General features: G+C 67.6%; 20 protein-coding genes. 3 read left to right on the top strand and 17 right to left on the bottom strand.

The features are described from left to right. The first annotated feature begins 49 nt into the window (after positions 1–49). Positions 50–2,242 carry a TonB-dependent receptor gene (locus NUW51_RS08505; protein WP_265587090.1) on the top strand — a complete coding sequence of 731 codons (2,193 nt, stop codon included), beginning with the start codon at positions 50–52 and terminating at the stop codon, positions 2,240–2,242. Here NUW51_RS08505 and NUW51_RS08500 read toward each other — a convergent pair. From NUW51_RS08500 to NUW51_RS08485, 4 genes are read right to left on the bottom strand one after another with little or no spacing between them, the layout of a single operon-like run. Then, positions 2,239–3,699 carry a UdgX family uracil-DNA binding protein gene (locus tag NUW51_RS08500; RefSeq protein WP_265587089.1) on the bottom strand — a complete coding sequence of 487 codons (1,461 nt, stop codon included), beginning with the start codon at positions 3,697–3,699 and terminating at the stop codon, positions 2,239–2,241. The genes NUW51_RS08505 and NUW51_RS08500 overlap by 4 nt on opposite strands. Before the next feature lie 24 nt (positions 3,700–3,723). Then, a complete protein-coding gene (locus NUW51_RS08495; protein WP_265587088.1) occupies positions 3,724–4,209 on the bottom strand; it encodes a hemerythrin domain-containing protein in 486 nt (161 codons plus the stop codon). Positions 4,210–4,262: 53 nt separating this feature from the next. Further along, a complete protein-coding gene (locus NUW51_RS08490; RefSeq protein ID WP_265587087.1) occupies positions 4,263–5,525 on the bottom strand; it encodes a putative DNA modification/repair radical SAM protein in 1,263 nt (420 codons plus the stop codon). A gap of 40 nt (positions 5,526–5,565) precedes the next feature. Next, the gene (locus NUW51_RS08485; RefSeq protein ID WP_265587086.1) at positions 5,566–7,023 is read right to left on the bottom strand and encodes a 6-pyruvoyl-tetrahydropterin synthase-related protein; all 1,458 of its coding nucleotides are present in this window, start codon (positions 7,021–7,023) and stop codon (positions 5,566–5,568) included. Between the two features lie 110 nt (positions 7,024–7,133). Here NUW51_RS08485 and NUW51_RS08480 point away from each other — a divergent pair, with 110 nt between their 5' ends. Continuing rightward, a complete protein-coding gene (locus tag NUW51_RS08480; RefSeq protein WP_265587085.1) occupies positions 7,134–8,909 on the top strand; it encodes a DUF885 domain-containing protein in 1,776 nt (591 codons plus the stop codon). Positions 8,910–8,915: 6 nt separating this feature from the next. Here NUW51_RS08480 and NUW51_RS08475 read toward each other — a convergent pair whose 3' ends face one another. The 8 genes from NUW51_RS08475 to NUW51_RS08440 all read right to left on the bottom strand — a co-directional run bounded on the left by NUW51_RS08475 (position 8,916) and on the right by NUW51_RS08440 (position 14,462). Then, positions 8,916–9,320: a hypothetical protein gene (locus NUW51_RS08475; RefSeq protein WP_265587084.1), complete on the bottom strand. Its 405-nt coding sequence runs from the start codon at positions 9,318–9,320 to the stop codon at positions 8,916–8,918. A gap of 47 nt (positions 9,321–9,367) precedes the next feature. Next, positions 9,368–9,907, bottom strand: a complete 540-nt coding sequence (locus NUW51_RS08470) for a demethoxyubiquinone hydroxylase family protein (RefSeq protein ID WP_265587083.1) — start codon at positions 9,905–9,907, stop codon at positions 9,368–9,370. Then, on the bottom strand, positions 9,904–10,389 hold the full coding sequence (locus NUW51_RS08465) for a disulfide bond formation protein B (RefSeq protein WP_265587082.1): 486 nt from the start codon (positions 10,387–10,389) through the stop codon (positions 9,904–9,906). Before NUW51_RS08465 ends, NUW51_RS08470 begins: the two co-directional genes overlap by 4 nt. Continuing rightward, positions 10,389–11,666, bottom strand: a complete 1,278-nt coding sequence (locus NUW51_RS08460) for a S41 family peptidase (protein ID WP_265587961.1) — start codon at positions 11,664–11,666, stop codon at positions 10,389–10,391. Before NUW51_RS08460 ends, NUW51_RS08465 begins: the two co-directional genes overlap by 1 nt. A gap of 154 nt (positions 11,667–11,820) precedes the next feature. Next, positions 11,821–12,966 (bottom strand): murein hydrolase activator EnvC family protein, encoded by a 1,146-nt coding sequence (locus NUW51_RS08455; RefSeq protein ID WP_265587081.1) that lies wholly within the window; start codon positions 12,964–12,966, stop codon positions 11,821–11,823. After that, positions 12,966–13,397 (bottom strand): 23S rRNA (pseudouridine(1915)-N(3))-methyltransferase RlmH, encoded by a 432-nt coding sequence (locus tag NUW51_RS08450; protein WP_265587080.1) that lies wholly within the window; start codon positions 13,395–13,397, stop codon positions 12,966–12,968. Before NUW51_RS08450 ends, NUW51_RS08455 begins: the two co-directional genes overlap by 1 nt. A gap of 28 nt (positions 13,398–13,425) precedes the next feature. After that, on the bottom strand, positions 13,426–13,806 hold the full coding sequence (gene rsfS, locus NUW51_RS08445; RefSeq protein ID WP_265587960.1) for a ribosome silencing factor: 381 nt from the start codon (positions 13,804–13,806) through the stop codon (positions 13,426–13,428). 35 nt (positions 13,807–13,841) lie between these two features. Beyond that, complete coding sequence (locus tag NUW51_RS08440; protein ID WP_265587079.1) at positions 13,842–14,462, bottom strand: nicotinate-nucleotide adenylyltransferase; 621 nt, start codon at positions 14,460–14,462, stop codon at positions 13,842–13,844. An 80-nt stretch (positions 14,463–14,542) separates the two neighbouring features. Here NUW51_RS08440 and NUW51_RS08435 point away from each other — a divergent pair, with 80 nt between their 5' ends. Beyond that, entirely contained in the window at positions 14,543–15,628 is a 1,086-nt protein-coding gene (locus tag NUW51_RS08435; protein ID WP_265587078.1) for a DUF3667 domain-containing protein, read from the top strand. A 60-nt stretch (positions 15,629–15,688) separates the two neighbouring features. On the opposite strand, the gene ftsH is transcribed toward NUW51_RS08435, so the two are convergent. From ftsH to ptsP, 5 genes are all read right to left on the bottom strand, one after another. Continuing rightward, the gene (gene ftsH, locus NUW51_RS08430) at positions 15,689–17,641 is read right to left on the bottom strand and encodes an ATP-dependent zinc metalloprotease FtsH (RefSeq protein ID WP_322597086.1); all 1,953 of its coding nucleotides are present in this window, start codon (positions 17,639–17,641) and stop codon (positions 15,689–15,691) included. 105 nt (positions 17,642–17,746) lie between these two features. Next, complete coding sequence (gene tilS, locus NUW51_RS08425) at positions 17,747–18,790, bottom strand: tRNA lysidine(34) synthetase TilS (RefSeq protein ID WP_265587076.1); 1,044 nt, start codon at positions 18,788–18,790, stop codon at positions 17,747–17,749. Positions 18,791–18,798: 8 nt separating this feature from the next. After that, a complete protein-coding gene (locus tag NUW51_RS08420; protein ID WP_265587075.1) occupies positions 18,799–19,707 on the bottom strand; it encodes a tetratricopeptide repeat protein in 909 nt (302 codons plus the stop codon). Positions 19,708–19,781: 74 nt separating this feature from the next. Continuing rightward, positions 19,782–20,861, bottom strand: a complete 1,080-nt coding sequence (locus tag NUW51_RS08415; protein WP_265587074.1) for a helix-turn-helix domain-containing protein — start codon at positions 20,859–20,861, stop codon at positions 19,782–19,784. An 81-nt stretch (positions 20,862–20,942) separates the two neighbouring features. Beyond that, positions 20,943–23,204 (bottom strand): phosphoenolpyruvate--protein phosphotransferase, encoded by a 2,262-nt coding sequence (gene ptsP / locus NUW51_RS08410; protein ID WP_265587073.1) that lies wholly within the window; start codon positions 23,202–23,204, stop codon positions 20,943–20,945. Positions 23,205–23,224: the final 20 nt, after the last annotated feature.

The raw sequence follows: 23,224 nt of genomic DNA, 5'->3' as shown, positions 1-23,224 counted from the left end.
TCAGTAACGATAGGGCACTCTCCAACACATCGTTAGGAGACCCTTTTTTATGTTCGCTTGCGCTCGATTCGCCCTTCTCGCCTCCGCCGCCGTCACCGGCATCGCCGCTCCGGCGCTTGCTGCGGAGACAGGCGACGTGGTCGTCACCAATAGCGCACTGAGCGAGGCGCTGATCGCCGCGGAGCTGGGCGAGGGGCCGGGCGATCCGATCCTCGTCACGGGCAAGCGCGAAGGCTATGGCGCCGACCGCTCGTCGAGCGCGACCAAAACCGACAGCGACTTGAACGACGTGCCGCAGGCGGTTGCCGTGGTGACCGCCGAGCAGATCGCCGACCAGGCGATGCGCGAGATCGGCGACGTGGTCGACTTCGTGCCCGGCATCAACATGGAATCGGGCGAAGGGCATCGCGACGCGGTCGTCATCCGCGGCCAGCTCTCGACCGCCGACTTCTTCACCGATGGCCTGCGCGACGACGTCCAACATTATCGCGGGCTCTACAATGTCGAGCGGGTCGAAGTGCTGAAAGGACCCAACGCGTTGATCTTCGGACGTGGCGGCGCGGGCGGGATCGTCAACCGCGTCATCAAGCGCCCCTTCCACGACGCCTATTATGCCGGCGCGGCGTCGATCGACAGCGAGGGCGCGGGGTTCGTCGAGGTCGACCTCAACAGCCCGCTGACGCTGAACGCCGAAGGGCGGCTCAACGCCACCTATGAGCGGATGGACAATTTCCGTGATGTCGATGGCGAGCGCTTCGCCATCAACCCGACGCTGTCGTGGCATGCGAGCCCCGACGTGCGCATCGACCTCGGCTACGAATATGCCGATGACGACCGCATGGTCGATCGCGGCCTGCCGCCGGCCTTCGAGGGCACGATCGCCAATCCGGCGCGCGTGGTCGAGGGCTATGACGAGACCTTCTTCGGCGATCGCGACGTCAATCGCGCGACCTTCACCAAGCATGTCGTGGATGCGCGCGTCGAGGCGCAACTGGGCGCTGGCCTCACCTTCGTGTCGAAGGCGCTCTATGGCGACTATGACAAGCTCTACACCAATGCGGTGCCCTCTTCGGCGGTGACGCTGGTCGATGGCGTGGAGAGCGTGAAGGTGTCGGCCTATCAGGACGCGACGCGCCGCCAGAACTTCCTGTGGCAGAACGACCTGACCGCCGAATTCTCCACCGGGATGATCGCGCATCGCCTGCTGGTCGGCGCCGATCTTGCGATTCAGGACACCGAGGCGGGCCGCCTGCGCGGATTCTTCGATACGCTCGATGCCGAGGACAAGAGCCCCAACGGGCGCGAGACCTTCGTGGCGCTGGCCGATCCCTTCGTCGTGCCGCCCCTGACCTTCCGTGGCGGATCGGGCGAGCGGTCGAGCGAGACCGATGTCGAGGCGATCGGCGTCTATGTGCAGGACCAGATCGAGATCGGCGAGCATGTCGAACTGATCGCCGGCCTGCGTCACGACTGGGTCGATATCCGCGTGGCCGACTTTATCGGCGACACCGACCTGTCGCGCACCGACAGCCTGTGGAGCCCGCGTCTCGGCGCGGTGGTGAAGCCCAATGAGGACCTCAGCCTCTATGCCAGCTGGGCGCGCAGCTACCTGCCGCAGTCGGGCGACCAGTTCGCCTCGCTGTCGCCGACCACGGCGGCGCTCGAGCCGGAAGAATTCACCAACCGCGAAGTGGGCGTGAAGTGGGAAGCCGTGCCCGGCTTCGACGTGACGCTCGCAGCCTATGAATTGAACCGCACCAATGTGCGCGCGCAGGATCCGCTGTCGACCGACGTGGTGCTGACCGGCGAGCAGCGCACCCGCGGCGTCGAGCTCGAGGTCCATGGCAAGGTCGGGCGGCTGAGCCTGGCGGGCGGCGTGGCGCTGCAGGACGGCGAGATCGTTGAGGACACCGAGGCCGCGCCTGCGGGCCGGACGCTGGCGAACCTGCCCGAATTGGATGCTTCGTTGTGGGGTCGATACGAGGTCACCGACAAGTTCGCCTTCGGCATGGGCGTGAGCCACCGGTCGGAGATGTTCGCGAGCATTTCGAACGAGGTCGTGGTCGATCCGCTGACGCTGGTCGATGCGGCGGTCTTCTATGACGTGACCCCGCGCATCGGCGTGCAACTCAACGTCGAGAATCTCTTCGAGGAGCGCGGCATCACGGCGGCGCATGGCGACAACAACCTGCATCTCGTCGATGGGCGCACGGCGCGCGCGACGGTGCGGGTGGCGTTCTAGGCCGGCGCCTCTTCGGCAAATTGACGGGCGCGCTTCAGATCGTCGATGAAGCGCGCCCGTTCTTCGTCGGCGCGGACCCGGTCGGGGAGGCGCAGGAGGTAGCTCGGGTGAACGGTGACGAAGGCGGTGCTGCCGTCGGGCAGTTGTTGCGGCTCGTCGCGAAGCTTGCCGATGGTGACGGCCTTGCCGAACAGGGCGCGCGCGGCGGTAGCACCGAGCGCGACGGTGACGGGGGGCACGATCAACTCGCGTTCCTGAGCGAGCCACCAGTTGCAGGCGCTGATCTCACCCGCATTGGGGCTCTGGTGGATGCGGCGCTTGCCGCGAGCCACGAATTTGAAATGCTTGACCGCGTTGGTGACATAGGCGCGGCGGCGATCGACGCCGGCCTGCGCCAATGCGTCGTCGAGCAATTGGCCGGCGGGGCCGACGAAGGGTTTGCCGGCGAGGTCCTCGGCATCGCCCGGCTGTTCGCCGACGAGCATCAGCTGGGGCGATAGGGGGCCTTCGCCGAAGACGGTCTGGGTGGCGTGGCAGTGCAGGTCGCAGCGCGTACAGGCGCTGGCCTCGTCACGCAGCTGCGCCCAGGCAGCCTCGATGTTGGTGGGGCGCGTCTTGGGGGCGGCGGGCACGGTTTCGCGCTTGGAGAGGCTCGTCTCGATCATCTCGGATTCGCGCTTCTGCGCGCCCGCGAGCAGCTCGGGGATGAGCGCGGTCTCGGGCATGTTCTTCCAATATTTCTTGGGCATTTCGGCGGTCATCGCCTTCACCTTCACCCGCGCGGGGTTGAAGATCGACTTGTAATAGGTCTTCCAGGTCGCCTCGACCGGGTCGCCGTCGGGGGCGTCGGCCTTCGTGGCGCCGGGGCTCTCGGTCAGCGTCTCGCCGTCCCAGTGAATGCAGGTCTCGGGTGTGAGGATCGACCAGCGCATGTTGGGGAAGCGGCGGATGAAGAAGCCGGCCTCGGCGCGGGTGATGTGGTGGTCGGGTTCGAACCAGGCAACCATCCTCTCGGTGCCGTCATCCTCCTCCATCTCGCGAAAACGGACGAAGGCGTGCATCTTGTGCGCGTCGCGGCCGACCTCCTTGGCGAGGCGGTTGAGGCGGTCGACCAGCGGGTCGGCGCGGTCGGACAGCGCATCGCGATTGGCCTGCAGCTTCCACAGCATGGCGTAGAGAAGCGCGTAGCGTTCTGCATCGGAATGCAGCGCGACGCGCTTGGCAAGGCCGGGGAAGGCCTTGGGCACGCGGATCTCGCGGCTAACCTCGGGGAGGGGCGCATCGTCGCCGAACAGGCCGACTTCCTCGCCCGCAACCTCAAAGGTCACCGCCTGGGGCGGGATGCCCGCCGAAACCAGACCGCGTGCCGCCTCGCGCCACCCGTCGTAATCGTCGGGGCGGGCGAGGAGCACGCGGTGAATGTCGATCTGGGGCCCGTCAGGAAGGATGTTGGTCATACGCTAACAGGCCATGCGCGAAGACTATTCGCGCGTATCTTCCATGTCCTTGCCGGCGAGCGCGCGGTCATATTCCTCGGGCTTGCGCTCCTCGAACTTCTCGCCGAGCTGCTTGGCTTCGGCGGTCGACAGCTCTTCCTTGGCGGCGGGAAACATGTCCTCTTCCTCTTCATCGATGTGATGAAGATAGTCGTGCTTCAGCTTCTTGAACTTCTCGGTCCAGGCGCCTTCGGACATGTCCTTGTCGGCCAGTTCGGCCATGAGTTCGTCGAGTTCGTGATGCTCGGCGACACTATGCTGGCCATCGTGGCGCAGCTCGGGATCCTCGAGCATCGTCGAGTAGAGCGTTTCTTCCTCGGCGGCGGCATGGGCGGTCACTTCCATGCGGAAGTTGCGGAACAGCTGGCGGCGTTCCTCGCTGTCGCCGGTCATGCTCTCGATGCGATTGAGAAGCTCGCGGTGGGTTTCGTGGTCCTTCTTGAGACGCTTGAAAATGGTCTGATCGCTCATGGTGATACTCCTGTTTCTATTCCCCCTACCAACGCGCCAGACGCCGCCCCGGTTCAGGCGGCCTTTGGGGCAGGGGGGTCGAACAGGCCGAGTTGAGCGGGCGGCGGGAGGAGCAGTGCCTTCAAATCGGCGCGGTCGGTGAGGAGCGTCGGCAACCAACCCTCGCAGGTGATGAAGGGACGCACTTTCTTCACCGAGACGGTGAGGCGGGCGATATCGTCGAGGCGCAGGCGGCGATGGCGGCGCGAGGCGATGATGCGCTGCACCGCCTTGGTGCCGAGGCCGGGGACGCGCAGCAGTTGCTCCTTCGACGCGCGGTTGACGTCGACGGGGAAGCTCTCGCGGAATTTCAGCGCCCAGGCGAGCTTGGGGTCGATGTCGAGCGGGAGCATGCCCTGCTCATCGGTCGCGGCGATCACTTCCTGCGGCGAGAAGCCGTAGAAACGCATCAGCCAGTCGGACTGGTAGAGGCGATGCTCGCGCATCAGCGGGGGGCGCTTCAAGGGCAGGACCGCGCTGGGATCGGGGATGGGCGAGAAAGCGCTGTAATAGACGCGGCGCAGGCCGAAATTGTCGTAGAGCCCGCGCGCGCGGGTGACGATCGCGCCGTCATTGGCGCCGTCCGCGCCGACGATCATCTGCGTCGACTGGCCCCCGGCGGCATAGCGCGGCGCGTGGCGGTAGCGGCGGCGCGCGTCCTTGGCATCGAGGATGTGCGTCTTCATCTCGCCCATTGCGCCGTGGATGCGATCCTCGTCCTTTTCGGGCGCGAGCTTCTGGAGCCCGGAGCGGGTCGGAAGCTCGACGTTGATCGAGACTCGGTCGGCGTGGCGGCCGGCGGCCTCGATCAGTTCGGGGTCGGCATCGGGGATGGTCTTCAGATGGATATAACCGCGGAAGTCGTGGTCTTCACGGAGGCATCGTGCGACCTCGACCAGCTGTTCCATCGTATAGTTGGACGACTTGATGATGCCCGAGGAGAGGAACAGCCCCTCGATATAGTTGCGCTTGTAGAAATTGAGCGTGAGGTCGACGACCTCCTGCGGGGTGAAGCGCGCGCGACGCACGTTCGACGATTTGCGGTTGATGCAATAATGGCAGTCGAAAATGCAGCTGTTGGTCAGGAGGATCTTGAGGAGGCTGATGCAGCGGCCGTCGGGGGCATAGGCGTGACAGATGCCGGTGCCGGTGGTCGAGCCCATCCCCTTGCCCGAACGACTGTCGCGCCCCTTCGCCCCGCTGCTCGCGCAGCTGGCATCATATTTGGCCGCATCGGCGAGGATACCGAGCTTTGCCTGGGTGTCGAGCCGTGCCATCCGTTCCCTATACGTTCTTTAGCGAAAGGGGGAAAGACTCCTAGCCGACATTGGCGCGAATTTTCCGCCTGTCGAGAAGGGCTTGGCCGAGCATCAGGAGGACGCCGAGGAAGGCGAGGGCGTAGGCAGCCCATTCGGTGCGGGTGATGCGCTGGCGCGGCGTGCAGGTGGCGGGGTGGAGGAGCAGGCTGCTGTTGGGTTCTGGCGTGCCGCACGACCAGCTCGGCCAGTAGAAGTGGGGCGCGACGACCTGTCCCGGCGGCGGCGGGGCGGGGTCGAGCATGGCCTCCACCTCGGCGATGGTGAGCGATTGCTTGGTGCCGCCATAGGCTTCGCGCGGCAGATTGGCGGCCGAGCCGAAGGTGCCGACGGGAGGGAGTCCAGCGGGCGGGGTGCGCGGCACGGTGGCATAGGCGCCAAGGAGGAGTACGGGGATCGCCGCGATCAGGGCGACGCGGCCTTGCGGCGCTCGGGCGATGGCGCAAGCCAGCGCGAACTCGACCAGGGGCAAGGCGCGGAAGGGAAATTGGACGCGGTCGAGAAGCGGTAGTTCCCATAGCCAGGGAACGAGCGTGATCGCGATGAGGCCGATGAGGCCGAGCCGGACCTCGTCCGAAGGGCTCTTGGCCGTGACGGCGAGGATGAGCAGCGCGGTGCCCAGCACGACATAGGTCGGAATGATCTCGCGCACCCAATAGCTGCTCCAGTCGAGGCGCCACAAGGTCCAATTGGCGGGCTGGAACCTGGCGACGTCGTGGAGCGGCCCCGTCGCGCGATAGCCGTCGAAAGCGAGAACGGGGAGGAGATAGGGAGCGGCGAGGAGGAGGCCGGTGATGCCGACGCGCAGGTAGGAGGCCCATGCTTCGCGCGTGCGATGATGCCACAGGAAGACGGGCACGAGGAACAGGGTGACGACGAGCGCGAAGGGCAGGTGCGCATAGATGATGAGCGCATAGGCGATGGCGGCGGCAATCCAGCGCCGATGGGTGACGACGCGCTCCATTGCCAGCACGAACCAGGGGAGGATCGCGATCGCGACGCTCTCGGCAAAGGCGCCGCGCGGGTTGAAGTCGAGGACATGATAGGGGGCAAGAAGAAAGACGGCGGCGCCGAGCAGCGGCCAGCGCGCGCGCGGGGCGAGCCATTCAAAGGTGCCGACGCCCGCGCAGAAGAAGGCGAGCGCGTAGACGGTCGTCAGCGCATCGCCGGGTGCCATGCCGAGCAGCATTAAGGGGCTCGCCAGCCAATAGCCGAGCGGGGGCTGGAAATAGAAGCTGGGCGCGCCGAGCCCGCCCCAGCCCTCGGCCCACCAGCGCGGATAGAGCGTGCCCTCGGCTATGATTTGCGCGAAGGCGTCGGCCCACATGAGATGCCAGGGATGATCGATGGTGTCGCTGGGGCCCCCGATGATCGAGGGGAGGCACACCGCGATCGCCAGCCCTGCCAGGAGCGCATAAGCGCGCAGCCGCTCGCCCCGCGCATCGATTTGCGCCGTCATGCCCCCGGTTTCCATCAGCGGTTGATCGCTCAAAGCGGCGGGCGAGACAAGCCTTGCCACATGGCGCGGCGGCGTTAGCGTGCGTCGCGCACCCGATGAGGAGAATGATGATGCGCCTTGCCCTTGCCGCCGCCATGCTCACGACCGCCGCCTCCACCCCCGCGCTGGCGGGGCCGCAGGAGGAGTATGCGGCGCTGACCGAGCGCTATTGGCAATGGCAACTCGAGCAATCTCCGACGCTGGCGAGCTCGGTCGGGGTGCGCGACTATGACGACCGGCTGGCGGACCTGTCGTTCGAGGCGATGGAGGCGCAGGCGCGCCAGCAGCAATTCTTCCTCACCCGGCTGGAGGCGATCGACGACGCCGGGCTCGATGCGGCAACGCGCGTCGAAAAGGCGATCCTCGTGCGCAGCCTGGCGAGCGCGGTCGAGGGGGAACGCTATGGCCAGCGGCTCATCAACTTCTCCAACCGCGGCGGTTGGCACCAGTCGCTCGCCTCGCTGCCCAATCGTCTCGTCTTCCGCACCGCCGAGGATTATGAAAATTATCTCGCCCGGCTGGCGACCTATCCGACCCAGAACGAAGCGGCGATGGCGGTCGCCGATCGCGCGGTTGCGGGCGGCTATGTCCTGCCCTGCGCGGTGCTGGGCGACTTCCACGCCTCCATCTCGGGTGTCATCGGCGAGGACGTGACGGCGAGCCGGCTCTATGCGCCCTTCGCCGGTGACGCGCCCAAGGGAATGGACGCTGGCGAATGGAGCGCGCTCCAAGCGCGGGCGGCGGCGCTGATCGACGGCGATGTGCGCGCGGCCTATGCGCGGCACCTTGCCTGGTTCGAAGCGGATTACCTGCCGCATTGCGCGCAGGCGGTCGGGATCGGGGCGCAGCCTGGCGGCGCGGACTATTACGCCTATCGCGCGCGGGTGATGACCACCACCGACCTCACGCCCGATGCAATCCACGACATCGGCCTGTCGGAAGTGGCGCGGATCAGGGCGGAGATGGAAGAGGTCTCGGCGGCGGCGGGTTTCGCCACCCGCGAGGCGTTCATCGAGGATTTGCGTACCAACCCCGATTATTACGCCAAGACGCCCGAGGAGCTGATGCAATATGTGGCGCGCGAGGCGAAGAAGATCGATGCGCTGATGCCTACGCTCTTCACCCTGCTGCCGCGGCTGCCGTACGGGATCGCCGAGATCCCGCCCGAGATCGCGCCGGGTACGACGACGGCCTATTATAATATGGGCAGCCCGCAAAATGGCATTGCCGGGCTCTATTATGTCAACACGTCCAAGCTCGACCAGCGGCCGTTGTGGGAGGTGCCCGCGCTGACCGTGCACGAGGGCGTGCCGGGGCATCACCACCAGATCGCGCTGGCGCAGGAACTGGACATGCCCGAGTGGCGGCGCCAGCTCTTCTTCACCGCCTTCGTCGAGGGCTGGGGACTCTATTCGGAGCGGCTCGGAATCGAGATGGGGCTCTACGATACGCCCGCCAAGGAAATGGGGCGACTATCCTACGAGATGTGGCGCGCGGTGCGGCTGGTGGTCGACACGGGTTTGCACGTGAAGGGCTGGGAGAAGCAACGCGCGATCGACTATATGCTCGACAATACGGCGCTCAGCCCCGCCAATATCGAGGCCGAGGTCAATCGCTATATCGCCAATCCGGGGCAGGCGCTGGCCTATAAGATCGGCGAACTGAAGATCCGCGAATTGCGGGCGCGCGCCGAGCAGCGGCTCGGGACGGATTTCGACCTTCGCCGCTTCCACGACGTGGTGCTGGGCTCGGGCGCGGTGCCGCTCGACGTGCTCGAAACGAATGTCGAGCAATGGATCGCGCGCGAAATTCGCAATATCGAGATGGAAGCCGAACTGGAGGGCTGAGCCGCCTTATTCGGGGACGGTGAGGTCGCGGTCGATTTCCTCGCGGCGCTCGGCATTGCGGTCGATCAGTTCATCGAGGCAGCCGAGCTGGCCAGCGGGGCCGACGGGCGAGCATTGCTTGATGCCCGTCTCGTTGACGGTTTCGAGAAAGCGCGCATTGGACGCCCAGCTCTGGCTTTCCTGGCGCGTGCCGGTGCCGCGCGCTTCCTCGGGCAGGCGATAGCGTTCGCTGTCGGGCTTGCGCGCGCAGACGACGACATTGTCGTCGGTCGAGCGGGGGCAGGGGTCTTCGCCGAAGACGACGATGCGGGTGACATTTTGCGGGCGCGCCTGCGCATCGGCCGGGGCGGGGGCGAGGCTCGCGGCGATCGCGGCGGTGCCGAGCAGGGGAACGAGGGACTTCATCATCATGAACTTCCTTTCATTGCCCCAACGCATGACGGGGCAAGGGGGTCGCGTCAAAGGCGCTTCGACAGTTGGATGGCGAGGCGACAACCGGCGCGGATGGCGGCGGTCATCAACGGATAGGCGGGCGCTTCCTCGGCGCCATGTTCGCGGGCGGTCTCGCGATGTTCGAGCTCCTCGGCCTGGAAGCGGCGGATGTCGTCCGACAACTCGGGATCGCTGTCGCCCAACTGGGCGAGCTGCTCCTCATAATGCTTGTCGATCTCGGTTTCGACGGCGTCGGTGCAGGCCATGGCGGCCTTTTCGCCCATCAATGCGGTGACCGCGCCAAGGCCGAAGCCGGCGACGTTCCAGAAGGGCTGGAGCAAGGTCGGGCGGACGCGGCGTTCGGCCATCAATTCGTTGAAGCGGGCGAGATGCGCCTCTTCCTGCGCTGCCATGTGGGCGACGACATGGGCGGCGCGGCTGTCCTCGCCGAGGACGGCGAGCTGGCCCGCATAGATGCGGGTGGCGCCATATTCGCCCGCCTGGTCGACGCGGATCATGGCGGCGACGTCGGGGCACTTGTCACCGGGGGCCCAGTCGCGGCTCATGCGCGGCCCTTTCGTGCACCGAGGAGAATGAGGAAAGCGGCCCCGAGCGAGAGGATCGCATTCCAGCCCGCCATCGAGATGGAGAGGAATTCCCACTGCACCGCGTCGCAGCGCACGACGGGCACCGCGAGCAGGTCTTCGAGCGTGCCGCCGCTGTTCGAGGAACAGGTCGTCAACCCCTCGAAAATGTCGGCCTCGACGCCGGCATGATAGACGCCGATCGCGCCCGACACGGCGATGGCGAGCGCGGCGAGGATCACGAGCGGACGGCGCACCCCGTTCATCGGCACCGCCAGAAGCGCCAGCGCGATGGCGACGCCATGCGGCCAGCGCTGCCAGATGCACATTTCGCAAGGCACCAGCCCGCCGAACAGTTGCGAGCCGATGGCCCCGCCAAGCAGGCCCAAGGGCACGAGCAGGGCGAGCGCATGGGCGGTGCGCAGGTTGAACAGCGGGTGATGAGGCCGCGCGGGGGCGAGCATCAGCTGGCCTTCGCGATCCGTTGTGCCGGGCGAGCGATGCGCGAGAGGGTCTCCACCGCATAATGCAGCTGGAAGTCCTCGACGCCCGCTTTCTCGAGCTCTTCGGGGGTCGCGACGAAGCGCGGATCGGACTTGGTGTCATCCTCGAGCAATTCGTCCTCGACCCCGGCTTGGGCGACGAGGTGGCGGCGAAGGTCCGCTTCGCGCAGGCGCGGGCGGTTGAGCCGGTCGGGATCGGTCAGCTGGGGCACGATGATGTCGGGTTCGATCCCGCCCGCCTGCACGCTGCGCCCCGAGGGGGTGTAATAGCGCGCGGTGGTGAGGCGAAGCGCGGTCGTCTCGCCCGTCTGGATGATGGTCTGGACGCTGCCCTTGCCAAAGCTGGTCTCGCCCATGACGACGGCGCGGCGGTGATCCTGCAGCGCGCCGGCGACGATCTCGCTGGCCGAGGCCGAGCCCGCGTCGATGAGGACGATGACGGGCTTGCCCTTGGTGAGGTCGCCCTTGGTGGCGTAGAAACGGTCGATATCCTCGGCATCGCGGCCGCGTTCGGAGACGATCTCGCCGCGTTCGAGGAAGATGTCGGACACTTCGACCGCCTGGTTGAGGAGGCCACCCGGATTGCGACGCAGATCGAGGACATAGCCGACCGGCCCGTCGCCGCCGATGGCGAGGTCGATCGACTTGATCGCCGCCTCGACGCCCTCGGCGGTGGGGGCGGAGAATTGGTTGATGTTGATGATGCCGACATCGCCGTCGACTTCCCATTTGACGGGGCGAAGGTCGATGATCTCGCGCGTCAGGGTGACGTCGAAGGGTTCGGTGCGGCCGGGGCGCACGACGGTCAGCGTGATGTCGGTACCGGGTTCGCCGCGCATCTTGGCGACGCTTTCATCGAGCGTGAGGCCGAACAGCAGTTCGCCGTCGATCTGGGTGATATAGTCGCCCGACTTCAGGCCCGCGCGGTCGGCGGGGGTGTCTTCGGTCGGGGTGATGACGAAGACCGCGCCGTCGCGGTTGGTGACGGTCAGGCCGAGCCCGCCATATTCGCCGTCGGTCGACAGGCGCATCGAGGCGAAGTCGCTTTCGGTGAGATAGCTGCTGTGCGGATCGAGGCTGGACAGCATGCCCTCGATGGCGCCGCGGATGAGGTCGGCGTCGCTGACCTCCTCGACATAATTGCCGCGCACGCGCTCGAACACCGAGAGGAAATTCTCCAGCTCGCGATAGGTCTCCTCATTCTGCGCGGTGGCGCGGTCTTCGGTGCCGGGCATCATGGCGGCGACGCCGATGATCGCGGCGGCGGGGAGGAGGGCGGTGGCGAGCGGGCGAAGGCGCTTCACGATGGCATGTGTCCTTGTAACTGGGCCGGACCGAGGAAGGACCGGGGCAGGCGATCCTACCGCGATTATGCGCGATGTTGAACCATAATCAGGATGAACCTGCGATGAGGGCCGGGCTGACCGGGGCACGCCCGTTCCACAATTCCACTTCGATGGGGCCGAGGCTGCGCCCGAGGCGGGTGCCGCGGCGGACGCGGTCGCCGACTTCGCGGTCGGTGGCGACATTGGCGATGAGGCTGAGCCAGCCATCGCCATGGTCGATGACGATGATGCCGTCGCGGCTGCGGAACGGGCCCACGAAGAGCAGCTCGCCATCGGCGGGAACGCGCACAGTGGCGCCGCGGCGGAGCGCGATGGAGAGGCCGCGCGCGCGCACGCCATCGGGGGTGAGCGAGCCGACCCCGGCGGTGACGCGCCCGGACGCGGGCAGGACGTAGCGGAAGGGCGGCTTCGGGGCTGGTCGCGCCAGTCCCGAAGGTGGCGGCGGGGCGGGGGCGTAGGTGGACAGCGCCTCGGCGATCTCGGCGCCGAAGGCCTCGCGGGTGGCGGCATCGGCGAGTTCGGCGGTCTGTTCGCGCGCGGCGATGGCGCGCGCATCGGCGCGGCTGGCGGCCACGCCCAGCGCCTGCGCGGCGGCAAGGCTCTCGGCCTCGAGCGCGGCCAGCGCCTGTTCCTGCTGCGCCAGCTGTTGCTGCTCAGCGGCGATGGCGGCGCGGCGCTCGGCCTGGGCGCGAGCGAGCGCGGAAAGTTCGGCGTGGGCGGCGCGCAGGCTGAGCGTGCGCGCCTCGATCACGGGCACCACCGCCTCGACCAGCGCCTGCGTGGTGATGAGCTCGTCGATCGAGCGGGCATCGGCGAGGGTGAGGACGGGCGGGCGGCGCGACAGGGTGGCGAGCCCGGCCAGAAGCCCGGCGGCGGGCGCCTGCTCTTCGGCGAGCCTCGCGCGCAGGTCGCGCGCGGCAGTGTCGAGGTTTGCCTGTTCGAGCCGGGCCGCGGCGAGGCGCGCCTCGGCGGCCTCGATCCGCGCGGCGATGAGCTGGCGGCGGCGCACCAGTTCGGCGGCTTTGTCTTTCGCGTCGCCCGCCTGGCTCGACAAGGCCGCGGCGCGCGCTTCGGCCTCGCGCGCCTCGGCGCGGACGCGGTCGAGCTGGGCCTGCGCGCTGGGCACGGGTGCGGCGGGAGCCTGGCCGGCGATTGCCAGCAGGAGCAGCGCGGCGAGCAGCGGCCAGCGCATCAGCGCGCGCCCTCGCGGTGATAGGGGTGGCCCGCGATGATGGCGGTGGCGCGGAACAGCTGTTCGGCGAGCATGGCGCGGCACAGGAGGTGCGGCCAGGTCGCGGGGCCGAAGGAATAAAGGAGGTCGGCGCCTGCCTTGACCGCCTCTTCATGGCCGTCGGCGGCACCGATGAGGAAGCGCGTTTCGCGCACCCCCTCGTCGCGCCAGCGCTCGAGGATCCTCGCAAAGGCGGTGGAGGACAGGGCCTTGCCCGTCTCGTCGAGGACGACGGTACGCACGGGGCTCAATTTCTCGGGCGGGACGGTGCCACCCGTATCGGGCAATTCGCTATGCTTCACCGGCCAGGCGATGCGCTTGAGATAGCGCTGGACCAAATCGTCCTCGGGGGACCGGGCGATCTTGCCGCGCGCGATGATGTGCAGCTGCATGGCTCGGCGCGGTCCGAAAGAAGGGGGCTCAGGCTTCGCCGGCTTCGTCGCCGAACTTCCACATCCGTTCGAGATTGTAGAAGCTGCGCACTTCGGGGCGGAACAGGTGGACGACGACGTCGCCCGCATCGATCAGCACCCAGTCGGCGGTGGGCAGGCCCTCGATGCGCGGCGTGACGCCCTCGGACTGCTTGACCTTTTCGGCGAGCTTCTGCGCGATGGCGGCGACCTGCCGGGTCGAGCGACCGCAAGCGATCACCATGTAATCGGCGATCGAGCTCTTGCCCGCGAGCGGGATCGAGATGATGTCCTGCGCCTGCTCGTCGTCGAGCAGTTGCATCACCAGCGCGTGCAGCTTGTCCGGATCTTCGGACCGGGCGGGCGGGGTGGGGGCATCAGTGGCGGTCATGGTTTCCGTCTCGGGCAAGGTCACTCCTCATGGGGTTACGACCGCTGCCTCACGGTCGCTTCGGGCTTGGTGGTTGCGTCCTCGTGCCAGTCGGGATGGCGCGCGCGAAGGCTCGTTGCGGATGTCGGGTCTGGGGCAAGCGTCAGGAACGTGATTGCCGGTGCCTTCCATGCCGTCCAGCGTTTCGCCTGGTCTGCGGATCGGACGAAGTGCCGCAGCCAGCCCATGGCGCGAGCCGCCCGGGCCCCGCCACTATAGCCCGGTCGGGTCATGACGGCAATCGGCAGCGTGCGGACGATGGTGCGCCAGTCCTTCCAGCGGTGGAATTCGCCGATGATGTCCTCGCCGACCAGCCAGATGAAGTCGTGCTGGGGATAGCGGCGGGTGAGCGCGCGCAGCGTGTCGATGGTGTAGCGGGTGCCGACGCGCGCCTCGAAGTCCATTGCGCGGATGGGGGCGCGGCGGGCCATGGCCCGCGCCGAGGCAAGGCGCGCCTCATAGGGGGCCATGCCCTTTTTGGGCTTCAGCGGGTTACCGGGGCTGACCAGCCACCACACCTCGTCGAGCGCCAAGGCGCGATGCGCCTCGAGGCTGATGTGCCGATGCCCCTTGTGCGCGGGGTTGAAGCTGCCGCCGAGGAGGCCGATGCGTGCCATGGGGCAAGCGCTAGCATGGGGTGTTGGCGCGGGCCAGCGGCTCGGTGTATGCCGGTGGGCAAGGAGCCGAGGGGGACAAGATGGCGGGCGAAGACATTGGCGCGGTGGGTGAAGCGATGGGCGGCGCGGGCGCGGCGCGCGCGGTGGAGCCCACGCATGGCGAAGGGGCCGGTGGGCACGAGCGACCGAGCCACTGCCTCAATTGCGGCTGCGCGCTCGAGGGCGAATATTGCCATTGTTGCGGCCAGAAGGCCGAGGTGCACTTCACCATCGGCGGGCTGGTGCATGACGTGGTGCACGGCGTGCTCCACCTCGACGGAAAATTCTGGCGCACGCTGCCGATGCTGGTGTGGCAGCCGGGGCGGCTGACGCGCGATTATGTCGAAGGCAAGCGCGCGCGCTACATCAGCCCGATCGCTTTCTATCTCTTCACCGTGGTGCTCATGTTCGCCTTCGTCGTCTCGGCGAGCGACATGGAACGCGGGGACGTGGGCGCCGTGGTGCAGGAGCCTGCCGCGACCGTGGAGGCGCAGCGCGAGCGGGTTGCCGATCTCGAGGAGGCGCTGAGCGAGGTCGAGGAGGACAGCGGCCCGGCGAGCGCGGGGATCCGCGCCGGCGTCGCCTCGCAACTGCGCGTCGCCGAGCGCCAGTTGGAGGAGATGGAAGGCGAACCGCGCACGCTCGGCGAGACCGACAAGGGGACGCGCGTCACCGCCGATATCCCGCAAGGCGGCTTCTGGGATCCCATCCGTGCCGGGGTGGACGCTGCGCAGGACAACCCCTCGCTCTTTTTCTACAAGGTGCAGACCAAGGCCTATAAGCTGAGCTGGCTGCTGATCCCGCTGTCCTTGCCCTTCATGTGGCTGCTCTTTCCCTTCTCGAAGCGCCACGGGCTCTACAAGCATGCCGTGTTCGTCACCTATTCGATCAGCTTCATGATGCTGCTGGCGCTGAACATGGGGTTCTGGGTCTGGGTCGGCGCCGAGGAAGTGGGGATATTGACGTGGGTCTTCTATGCCCCCTTCCATCTCTATCGCCAGATGAGGGGCACCTATAAGCTGCGCCGTCGCAGCGCCTTGTGGCGCACCGCGCTGGTGTCGGTGTCCGCCTTTGTCGTGCTCGGCATCTTCATCGGATTGATGATCGCGCTGGGGGCGCTGGGCTAGCGCGCCACGAAAAAGGGCGGCGCCGCGGCACCGCCCTTCGTGTTTCGAGATCGCAGGCGATCAGGCGGTGGCGGGCCCGCCCAAGGGTTTCGGCCGCCCGGCCTTGGGAATCGAACTGCCCGCCATCGGGATGACGGGGCCCTTGGGGCCGCCGCGATCGATCGTGCCGCCGCCGAGCAGCGTCTTGATTTCGTCGCCCGACAGCGTCTCATATTCGAGCAAGGCCTGCGCGAGTTGCTCGAGTTCGTCGGCATGATCGGTCAGGAGCTTCTTGGCGCGTTCATAGCCCTGGTCGACGAGACGGCGAATCTCCTTGTCGATCTTCTGCTTGGTTTCGGCCGAGACGTTCATGCCCTGCGACTGCGAATAGCCGAGGAAGGTTTCGCCCTGCTGTTCCTCATATTGCACCGGGCCCATCTCGTCGCTCATGCCCCACTGGGTGACCATGTCGCGCGCGAGCTTGGTCGCATATTGGATGTCGCCCGAAGCACCCGAGGACACCTTGTCATAGCCGAAGATGACTTCCTCGGCGACGCGACCACCCATGGCGACGGCCATGTTCGCGTGCATCTTGTCGCGGTGATAGCTGTAGCTGTCGCGTTCGGGCAGGCGCATGACCATGCCGAGCGCGCGGCCGCGCGGGATGATGGTCGCCTTGTGAATGGGGTCCGATGCCGGTTCGTGCAGTGCGACGATGGCATGGCCCGCCTCATGGTAGGCGGTCATCTTCTTCTCGTCCTCGGTCATGACCATGGAACGGCGCTCGGCGCCCATCATAACCTTGTCCTTGGCTTCCTCGAACTCCGCCATGGCGACGAGGCGCTTGCCCTTGCGAGCCGCCAGCAGCGCGGCCTCGTTGACGAGGTTGGCAAGGTCGGCGCCCGAGAAGCCCGGCGTGCCGCGCGCGATCACTCGCGCGTCGACGTCGGGGGCGAGCGGGGTCTTCTTCATGTGGACGAGGAGGATCTTCTCGCGGCCCTCGATGTCGGGGCGCGGCACCACGACCTGGCGGTCGAAACGGCCCGGACGCAGGAGCGCGGGGTCGAGCACGTCGGGGCGGTTGGTCGCGGCGATGATGATGATGCCTTCATTGGCGTCGAAGCCGTCCATCTCGACCAGCAGCTGGTTCAGCGTCTGTTCGCGCTCGTCATTGCCGTTGCCGAGGCCCGCGCCGCGATGGCGGCCGACCGCATCGATCTCGTCGATGAAGATGATGCAGGGGGCGTTCTTCTTGGCCTGTTCGAACATGTCGCGGACGCGGCTCGCGCCGACGCCGACGAACATCTCGACGAAGTCCGAGCCCGAGATGGTGAAGAAGGGAACGCCCGCCTCCCCCGCAATGGCGCGGGCAAGGAGGGTCTTGCCGGTACCGGGCGAGCCGACCAGCAGCGCGCCCTTGGGGATCTTGCCGCCCAGCCGCGCGAACTTGCCGGGGTCCTTCAGGAATTCGACGATTTCCTGCAATTCCTCGCGCGCCTCGTCGATGCCCGCGACATCCTCGAAGGTGACGCGGCCCTTGGCCTCGTTGAGCATCTTGGCCTTGGATTTGCCAAAGCCCATCGCCCCGCCGCCGCTATTCTTCTGCATTTGGCGCAGGATGAAGAAGCTGATGCCGAGGATGAGGAGGAAGGGCAGCGAATTGACGAGGATGAGCTGCCACAGGCTCGCCTGTTCGGCGGGTTGGACCTGCACCGCGACGCCATTTTCGAGGAGGCGGTCCGACAGGCGCGCGTCGGGGGGCGAATCGGTCGAGAAGCGGTTGCCGTCGAGATCGCCCGACACGAGGCTGGAGCCGTCGGGACGCGGGCTGATCGTAACCGAGCGAATCTCGCCTTCCTCGACCCGGTCGATGAATTCGGAATAGGGCAGTTTCTGGCCCGCCTGCGCGGCGTCGTCGCCCGACAGGGCCTGCACGAACAGGATCAGCCCGAAGATGATGGCGAGCCAGATCACCATGCTCTTCATCCAGGGATTCTGGGGCTTTTGAGGCGGCTGGGGCGTATTGGGGTCCATTACTGGTCCTTGAAATTCAACAGGTTCGCCACCCAAGATAGGGGGGCGGAGAGCCCGAAACAATATGGCCCCGCGTTGGGGGTGGCGGCGCGAGGCAAGCGGAGCTCAGTCGAGGTCGAGAATTTCGCCCAGATCGCTCGCGGCGGGGTCGGCGGCGGTTTGCTTGACGCCCTCGCCCGCCTTGCGCGGCGCGGGACGGGTGGCGACCCAGTGGCCCGCATCGGCATGGAAGCGCAGCCCGCCCAAGGTGGCGACCTTGCCCGCGCCCAGCATGGTGATGAGGCGGGTGAGCTCGGGCCCGCGCGGAGGACGGCGCTTCATCCGCTCATAGAGGCGCAGGAGCAGGCGGCGCTGGATCTCGTAGGGCAGGCCCTCGGGGTCGAGGCGCAGGCCGCGCTCGTCGGTCTTGAGGCGAATGTCGGCAAGCCCGTCGGCCATCCAGTCGAGCGCCACGTCGGCGTCGGCGAGATGGCCGGCCGAGGCCGCGATCCGATTGATGTCGCCGCCCAGCTCGGCCGCCTCGATGGCGGCGCGCATGCGGCTGCGATCATGCGCGGGGTCGCGGTTGGTGGGATCGTCGACCGGGGTCAGCCCGGCGTCGGCGGCAATGGCGGCGAGCGTGTCGCGGCGCCACATGAGGAGCGGTCGGACGAGCCGGATGCCGGGCTCGATCTCGCGCGAGCGGCGCGCGCCCGACAGGCCGCTGATCCCCGCCCCGCGCGCGAGGCGCATCAGCAGGGTCTCGGCCTGGTCGTCGGCATGGTGCCCGGTGGCGATCGCGGCGATCTTTTCCGCACGCGCCCAGTGGCGCAGCAGGAGAAGGCGGTGGACGCGCGCCTGCGCCTGGAGGTTGGCGCTGGGCTTGCGGCCCCAACCGACGGTGAGGATTTCGTGCGGTACGCCCATGCGGGCGCAGATGTCGGTGACCATCTCGCATTCGCCGCGCGCCTCGGGGCGCAATTGGTGATCGACGCTCGCGGCGGCGACGCGCCCGGGGAAGGCGGCATGGGCGAGCAGCAGCAACGCGAGGCTGTCGGCCCCGCCCGAGACCGCCACCCCGAGCCGCTGGCGCGGCCCCAAAAGTCCGCGCATGGCTTTTCTGAAGCGCTCGACCTGTTCGGGCGCGGGGGCGGCGGGCGTGGCGGTCATGCGGGTCGTCAGCCGTCGCAGCGCGCGGCGGCCATGGCGGCGGGGAGCCGCTCGGCGATATAGGCGCGCATGCCATTGCCGTAGACGGTCTCAAGCTCGTCATAGACGCGACAGGCCTGTCCCGGCTGGTCGAGGCGCATCAGCGCCTGGCCGAGGAAATAGAGGCTGTCGGCGGCGCGCTCGCCCTCGCTGTCAGACCGATAATTGTCGAGCAGCACCTCGGCCGCTTCGCGCAGGCGATTGGCGTCGAGCAGCGCGCGGCCCTTCAGGTTGCGTGCCCAGCTCACCTTGGGATGGCCGGGATATTGCTCGATCATCGCGTCGAGCTGGCGGATCGCACCATTGTTGTCGCCCGCGTCCCACAGGCGGAAGCCTACATTATAGGCCTCTTCGCCGTCGGCGAGACGTGCGGGGTCGGTGATCGGGATGACCGCGACGGGGCGCGTTTCGGCGACGCGGGTCGCGGGCGCGTCCATCTCATCGTCCCCTTCATCGGTGAGGCCGTCGTCGGGGGCGACGCGGGTCTCGACCACCGGCTGCGGCGCGGCGGGCGGGGGGGCGGCGCGCAATTCCTCGACGGTGGCGCGCAGGCGGGCGATCTCGGCCTCCATCTGGCCGAGACGATATTGCGCCTCCTCCGACTGGCGAACGAGCGTGGTCATCTGGCGTTCGAGCGCCTCGACCCGCCCGGTCATGATGTCGACCGACTGCCTCGTGGCGACGGGTTCGTCATAATAGCCGGCGGTGTCGGCGGGGCGCCCATCGGGATAGACGCGCTTCTGGACCTGGCGCACCTGGCGTTCGAGCCGTTCGATACGGTCGCGATTCTCGCGCTCGCGGGCGCGGTCGCTGTCCTGCGCGTAAGCGGGCTGGGCGATGAGGAGGACGGCGAGAAGGCTGAGGAAGAAACGCTGCATGGAGATGATTTCTCTGGTGATAAATGGGATCCGGGAGCGACAGGCTCGCAGGGCGCGCCTTTCGCGTCGATGAACTAGGCGCCGGTAAGGCCGCTGCCGCCCGTGCCATTGCCATCGCTCTCGTCGGCAGCGGGCGGCGGCGGCTCGGTGGGCGCCGGGGTCGGCGCGGGGCTGGCAGGCGGGGGCGCCGCTTCAGGGGTGGTGGCGGGCTGGGTCGCCGCAGGGGTCGTCACCCGCTCGCGCGGCGGCGGGGGCGGCGGGGTCGAGCGACCCGGCGGCGGAGCGGCCTCGCGCGACAACGTCGCGGCGCGTCCCGTCGAACGCGTGGTGCGAGACGGGGTGCGGGTGGCGGGCGTGTCGGCCGACGTCGCCGCCGCGCCGGTCGTCGCCGCTTCGCGGGTACCGCGCTCGACGAGGTCTTCGCCGAGCAGCGAAATGTCGCTGATGCGTTCGCTGTCGGGGCCGAGCTGGACGATCCGCGTGTCGCCGACGGTGACCTCGAGCGCCTCCGGACGCGCGGTCTCGAGCATCGGGGCGACAGCATCGTCGGGGATGAGGAAATCATCGCCCGCGCTCATCAGCCCTTCGAACAATTGGGTGTCGCCGTCCATCACGCGCAGCCACACCTCGTCGGTCGCGGCGAGGCGCACGGGACCGTCGGCGAGATCGGGCGCGGCGATCGCGGGCGCGGTCTCCTCGGGCACCTCTGCGCTGGCCCCGGCGGCCTCTTCCTCGGCGGCGAGGCGGCGGTCGTTCATCCAGCTGAACAGGAGGACCGCGCCGATGACCGCGATCGCGGCGGCGATGATGACCCAGCGCGGCATCCCACCCGAACTATCGGCGACCTCATAGACGCCGACATGGCTCTGCGGCGGCTGCCACGCGCCCATTTCGTGGCGGACATGCTCGGCGACGGCCGCGCGGTCCAATCCGACGGCATCGGCATAGGTCTTGGCGAAGCCGACCGTATAGGTGGCGGCGGGGAGCTTGGACCAGTTGTTCGCTTCGAGATTTTCAAGGTGCCGCTGGGGGATGCGGCTCTGGCTGGCGAGCTGCTCGAGGCTGAGGCCTTTTTCCTCGCGCGCGGCGCGCAACTGCTCGCCGATGGGCGTGCCCGCCTCTTCCTCGATGATGCCGTCTTCAGCCTCGTCCATGCTGTTCATCCCCTGGGTCCCGGTTTCTCGAGAAACAAGGCGGTTTCCAAGGCCTTGTCAACCGTCATGCGCGGCGCGCCTTCAGTCGAGGATCACCCCCGTCTCGCGTGCCCAGCTCGCCAGCGCACGGCGCATGTCGCGGGGCGGGTTGGCGAGCAACTCGTCCATCTGCTCGGCGACCTTGGCGACGTCGAGCGACCGGATCATCGCCTTGAGCGGCCCGACGGCCGCCGGTGTGATCGAGAAACGTCGGAGGCCAAGCCCGAGCAATGCCATCGCCTCCAGCGTGCGCCCCCCCATCTCGCCGCAGATGCGCACCGGCGTCTCGGCCGCATCGCACTGCGCGATAATGCGCTTGAGGAAGCGCAGGATCGCGGGGCTGAGCCAGTCGTAGCGGTCGGCAAGGCGCGGGTCACCGCGATCGGCGGCGAAGAGGAATTGGGTGAGGTCGTTGGTGCCGATCGACAGGAAGTCGAGGCGCGGCAGCAGCTGGTCGAGCATCTCGGCGAGTGCGGGCACCTCGAGCATGGCGCCATATTCGACGACCGTGGGCAGAAAACGCTTCTGGCCGCGCAGCCAGGCGATCTGGTCCTCGAACAGGGCGCGCGCCTCTTCATATTCCCATGGTTCTGAGACCATGGGAAACATGACCTTGAGGTGGCGTCCGGCCGCCGCCTCGATGAGGGCGCGGGCCTGCGCCTTCATCAGCGCTTGGCGATCGAGCGAGAGGCGCAGCGCGCGCCAGCCCATGGCGGGATTTTCGGCCTCGTCCTTCTCGTCGAGATAGGGCAGCGCCTTGTCGCCGCCGATGTCGATGGTGCGGAACACGACGGGCTTGTCGCCGGCTGCCTGCAGCACCGACTTGTAGAGCTTATATTGCGATTCGCGCCCCGGCAGGGTGGCGGCGACGAGGAATTGGAATTCGGTGCGGAACAGGCCGATGCCCTCGGCGCCCACGGCATCCAAATGGTCGGCATCCTCGGCGAGCCCGGCATTGACCATCAGCTCGACGGCCAGGCCATCGAGCGTCTGCGCGGGCTTGGACAGGTTGGCGGCGAATTCGGCGCGGCGCGCCTGCGTGGTCGCCATCGACTGGTCGAACTGGTCGCGCTCGCGCGGTTCGGGGCGCACGACGAGCGTGCCATGATCGCCGTCGAGCAGGATTTCATCGCCCTCGGCGGCGATATGGCGGATGTCCTCGACCTTGCCGAGCATCGGCACGCCCATGGCGCGCGCGACGATGGTGACATGGGCAGTGAGCGAGCCTTCCTGAAGGACGATGCCCTTCAGGCGGCGCTTGTCATAGTCGAGCAGTTCGGCGGGGCCCAGGTTGCGGGCGATGAGGATGGTGTCTTCCTGCAAGCCTTGGCTGGCCGCGGTACCGAGCTTGCCCGAGACGATGCGCAGGAGGCGGTTCGACAGATCCTCGAGGTCGTGCATCCGCTCTTTCAAAAGCGGATCGTCGATTTCCTGCATTCGCGCCCGAGTGCGCTGCTGGACGCGCTCGATCGCGGCCTCGGCGGTGAGTCCGCTGTCGATCGCCTCGTTGATGCGGCGGCTCCAGCCCTCGTCATAGGCGAACATCTTGTAGGTCTCGAGCACCTCGTGATGCTCGCCGCCCACCCCGAATTCGGCATCGCGGATATTGTTGTCGATCTGCTCGCGCATCTTGCGGAAGGCCGAATAGACGCGCGCGCGCTCGGCCTCGATATCCTCGGCGACGGTATGCTCGACGGTGACCTTGGGCTGGTGGAAGACGGCGCGGCCGCGGGCCATGCCGGTGACGAGCTTCAGGCCCGCGAGCGCCTGGCTCCCGGTGTCGCGGGCGCGGCCCTTGGTGCCGTCAGCGAGCCCGGCGGAGGCGAGCAGTTCGGACAGCACCATGGCGACGGTCTGCAAGGCCTCGATCTCGACCTCGAGATATTTGCGGCTGTCTTCATGCTGGACGGTGAGCACGCCGATCGGCGTCTCGCGGCGCACGATCGGAATGCCTGCGAAGCTGTGAAAATGTTCTTCGCCCGTTTCGGGGCGGAAGGCGAATTGCGGGTGGCGGCTGGCTTCCTCGAGGTTGAGGATCAGCATTTGCTCGGCAATGGTGCCCACGAGACCTTCGCCCATTTCGAGACGGGTCTTGTGCACCGCCTCGCGGTTGAGGCCGTGGGTGGCGAATAGCTCGAGATGGCCTTCTTTCAGGACGTAGATCGAGCAGACCTCGCTCTCCATCGCCTCGGCGATGATGTCGACGACCTTGTCGAGCTTGGCCTGCGCGCTGCCGCGCGCGGCCATGACGGCGTGGAGCCCTGTGAGGATTTCGCGGGCGGCGATGGCGGCGCTTTCGACCATGGGCCAAGGGCTAGCAGGTC

The sequence above is a fragment of the Sphingomicrobium arenosum genome, assembly GCF_026157085.1.
GTDB lineage: Bacteria > Pseudomonadota > Alphaproteobacteria > Sphingomonadales > Sphingomonadaceae > Sphingomicrobium > Sphingomicrobium arenosum.
Note: the sequence above shows the minus strand (reverse complement) of the source record. Positions and strands in the feature narration are given on the sequence as shown.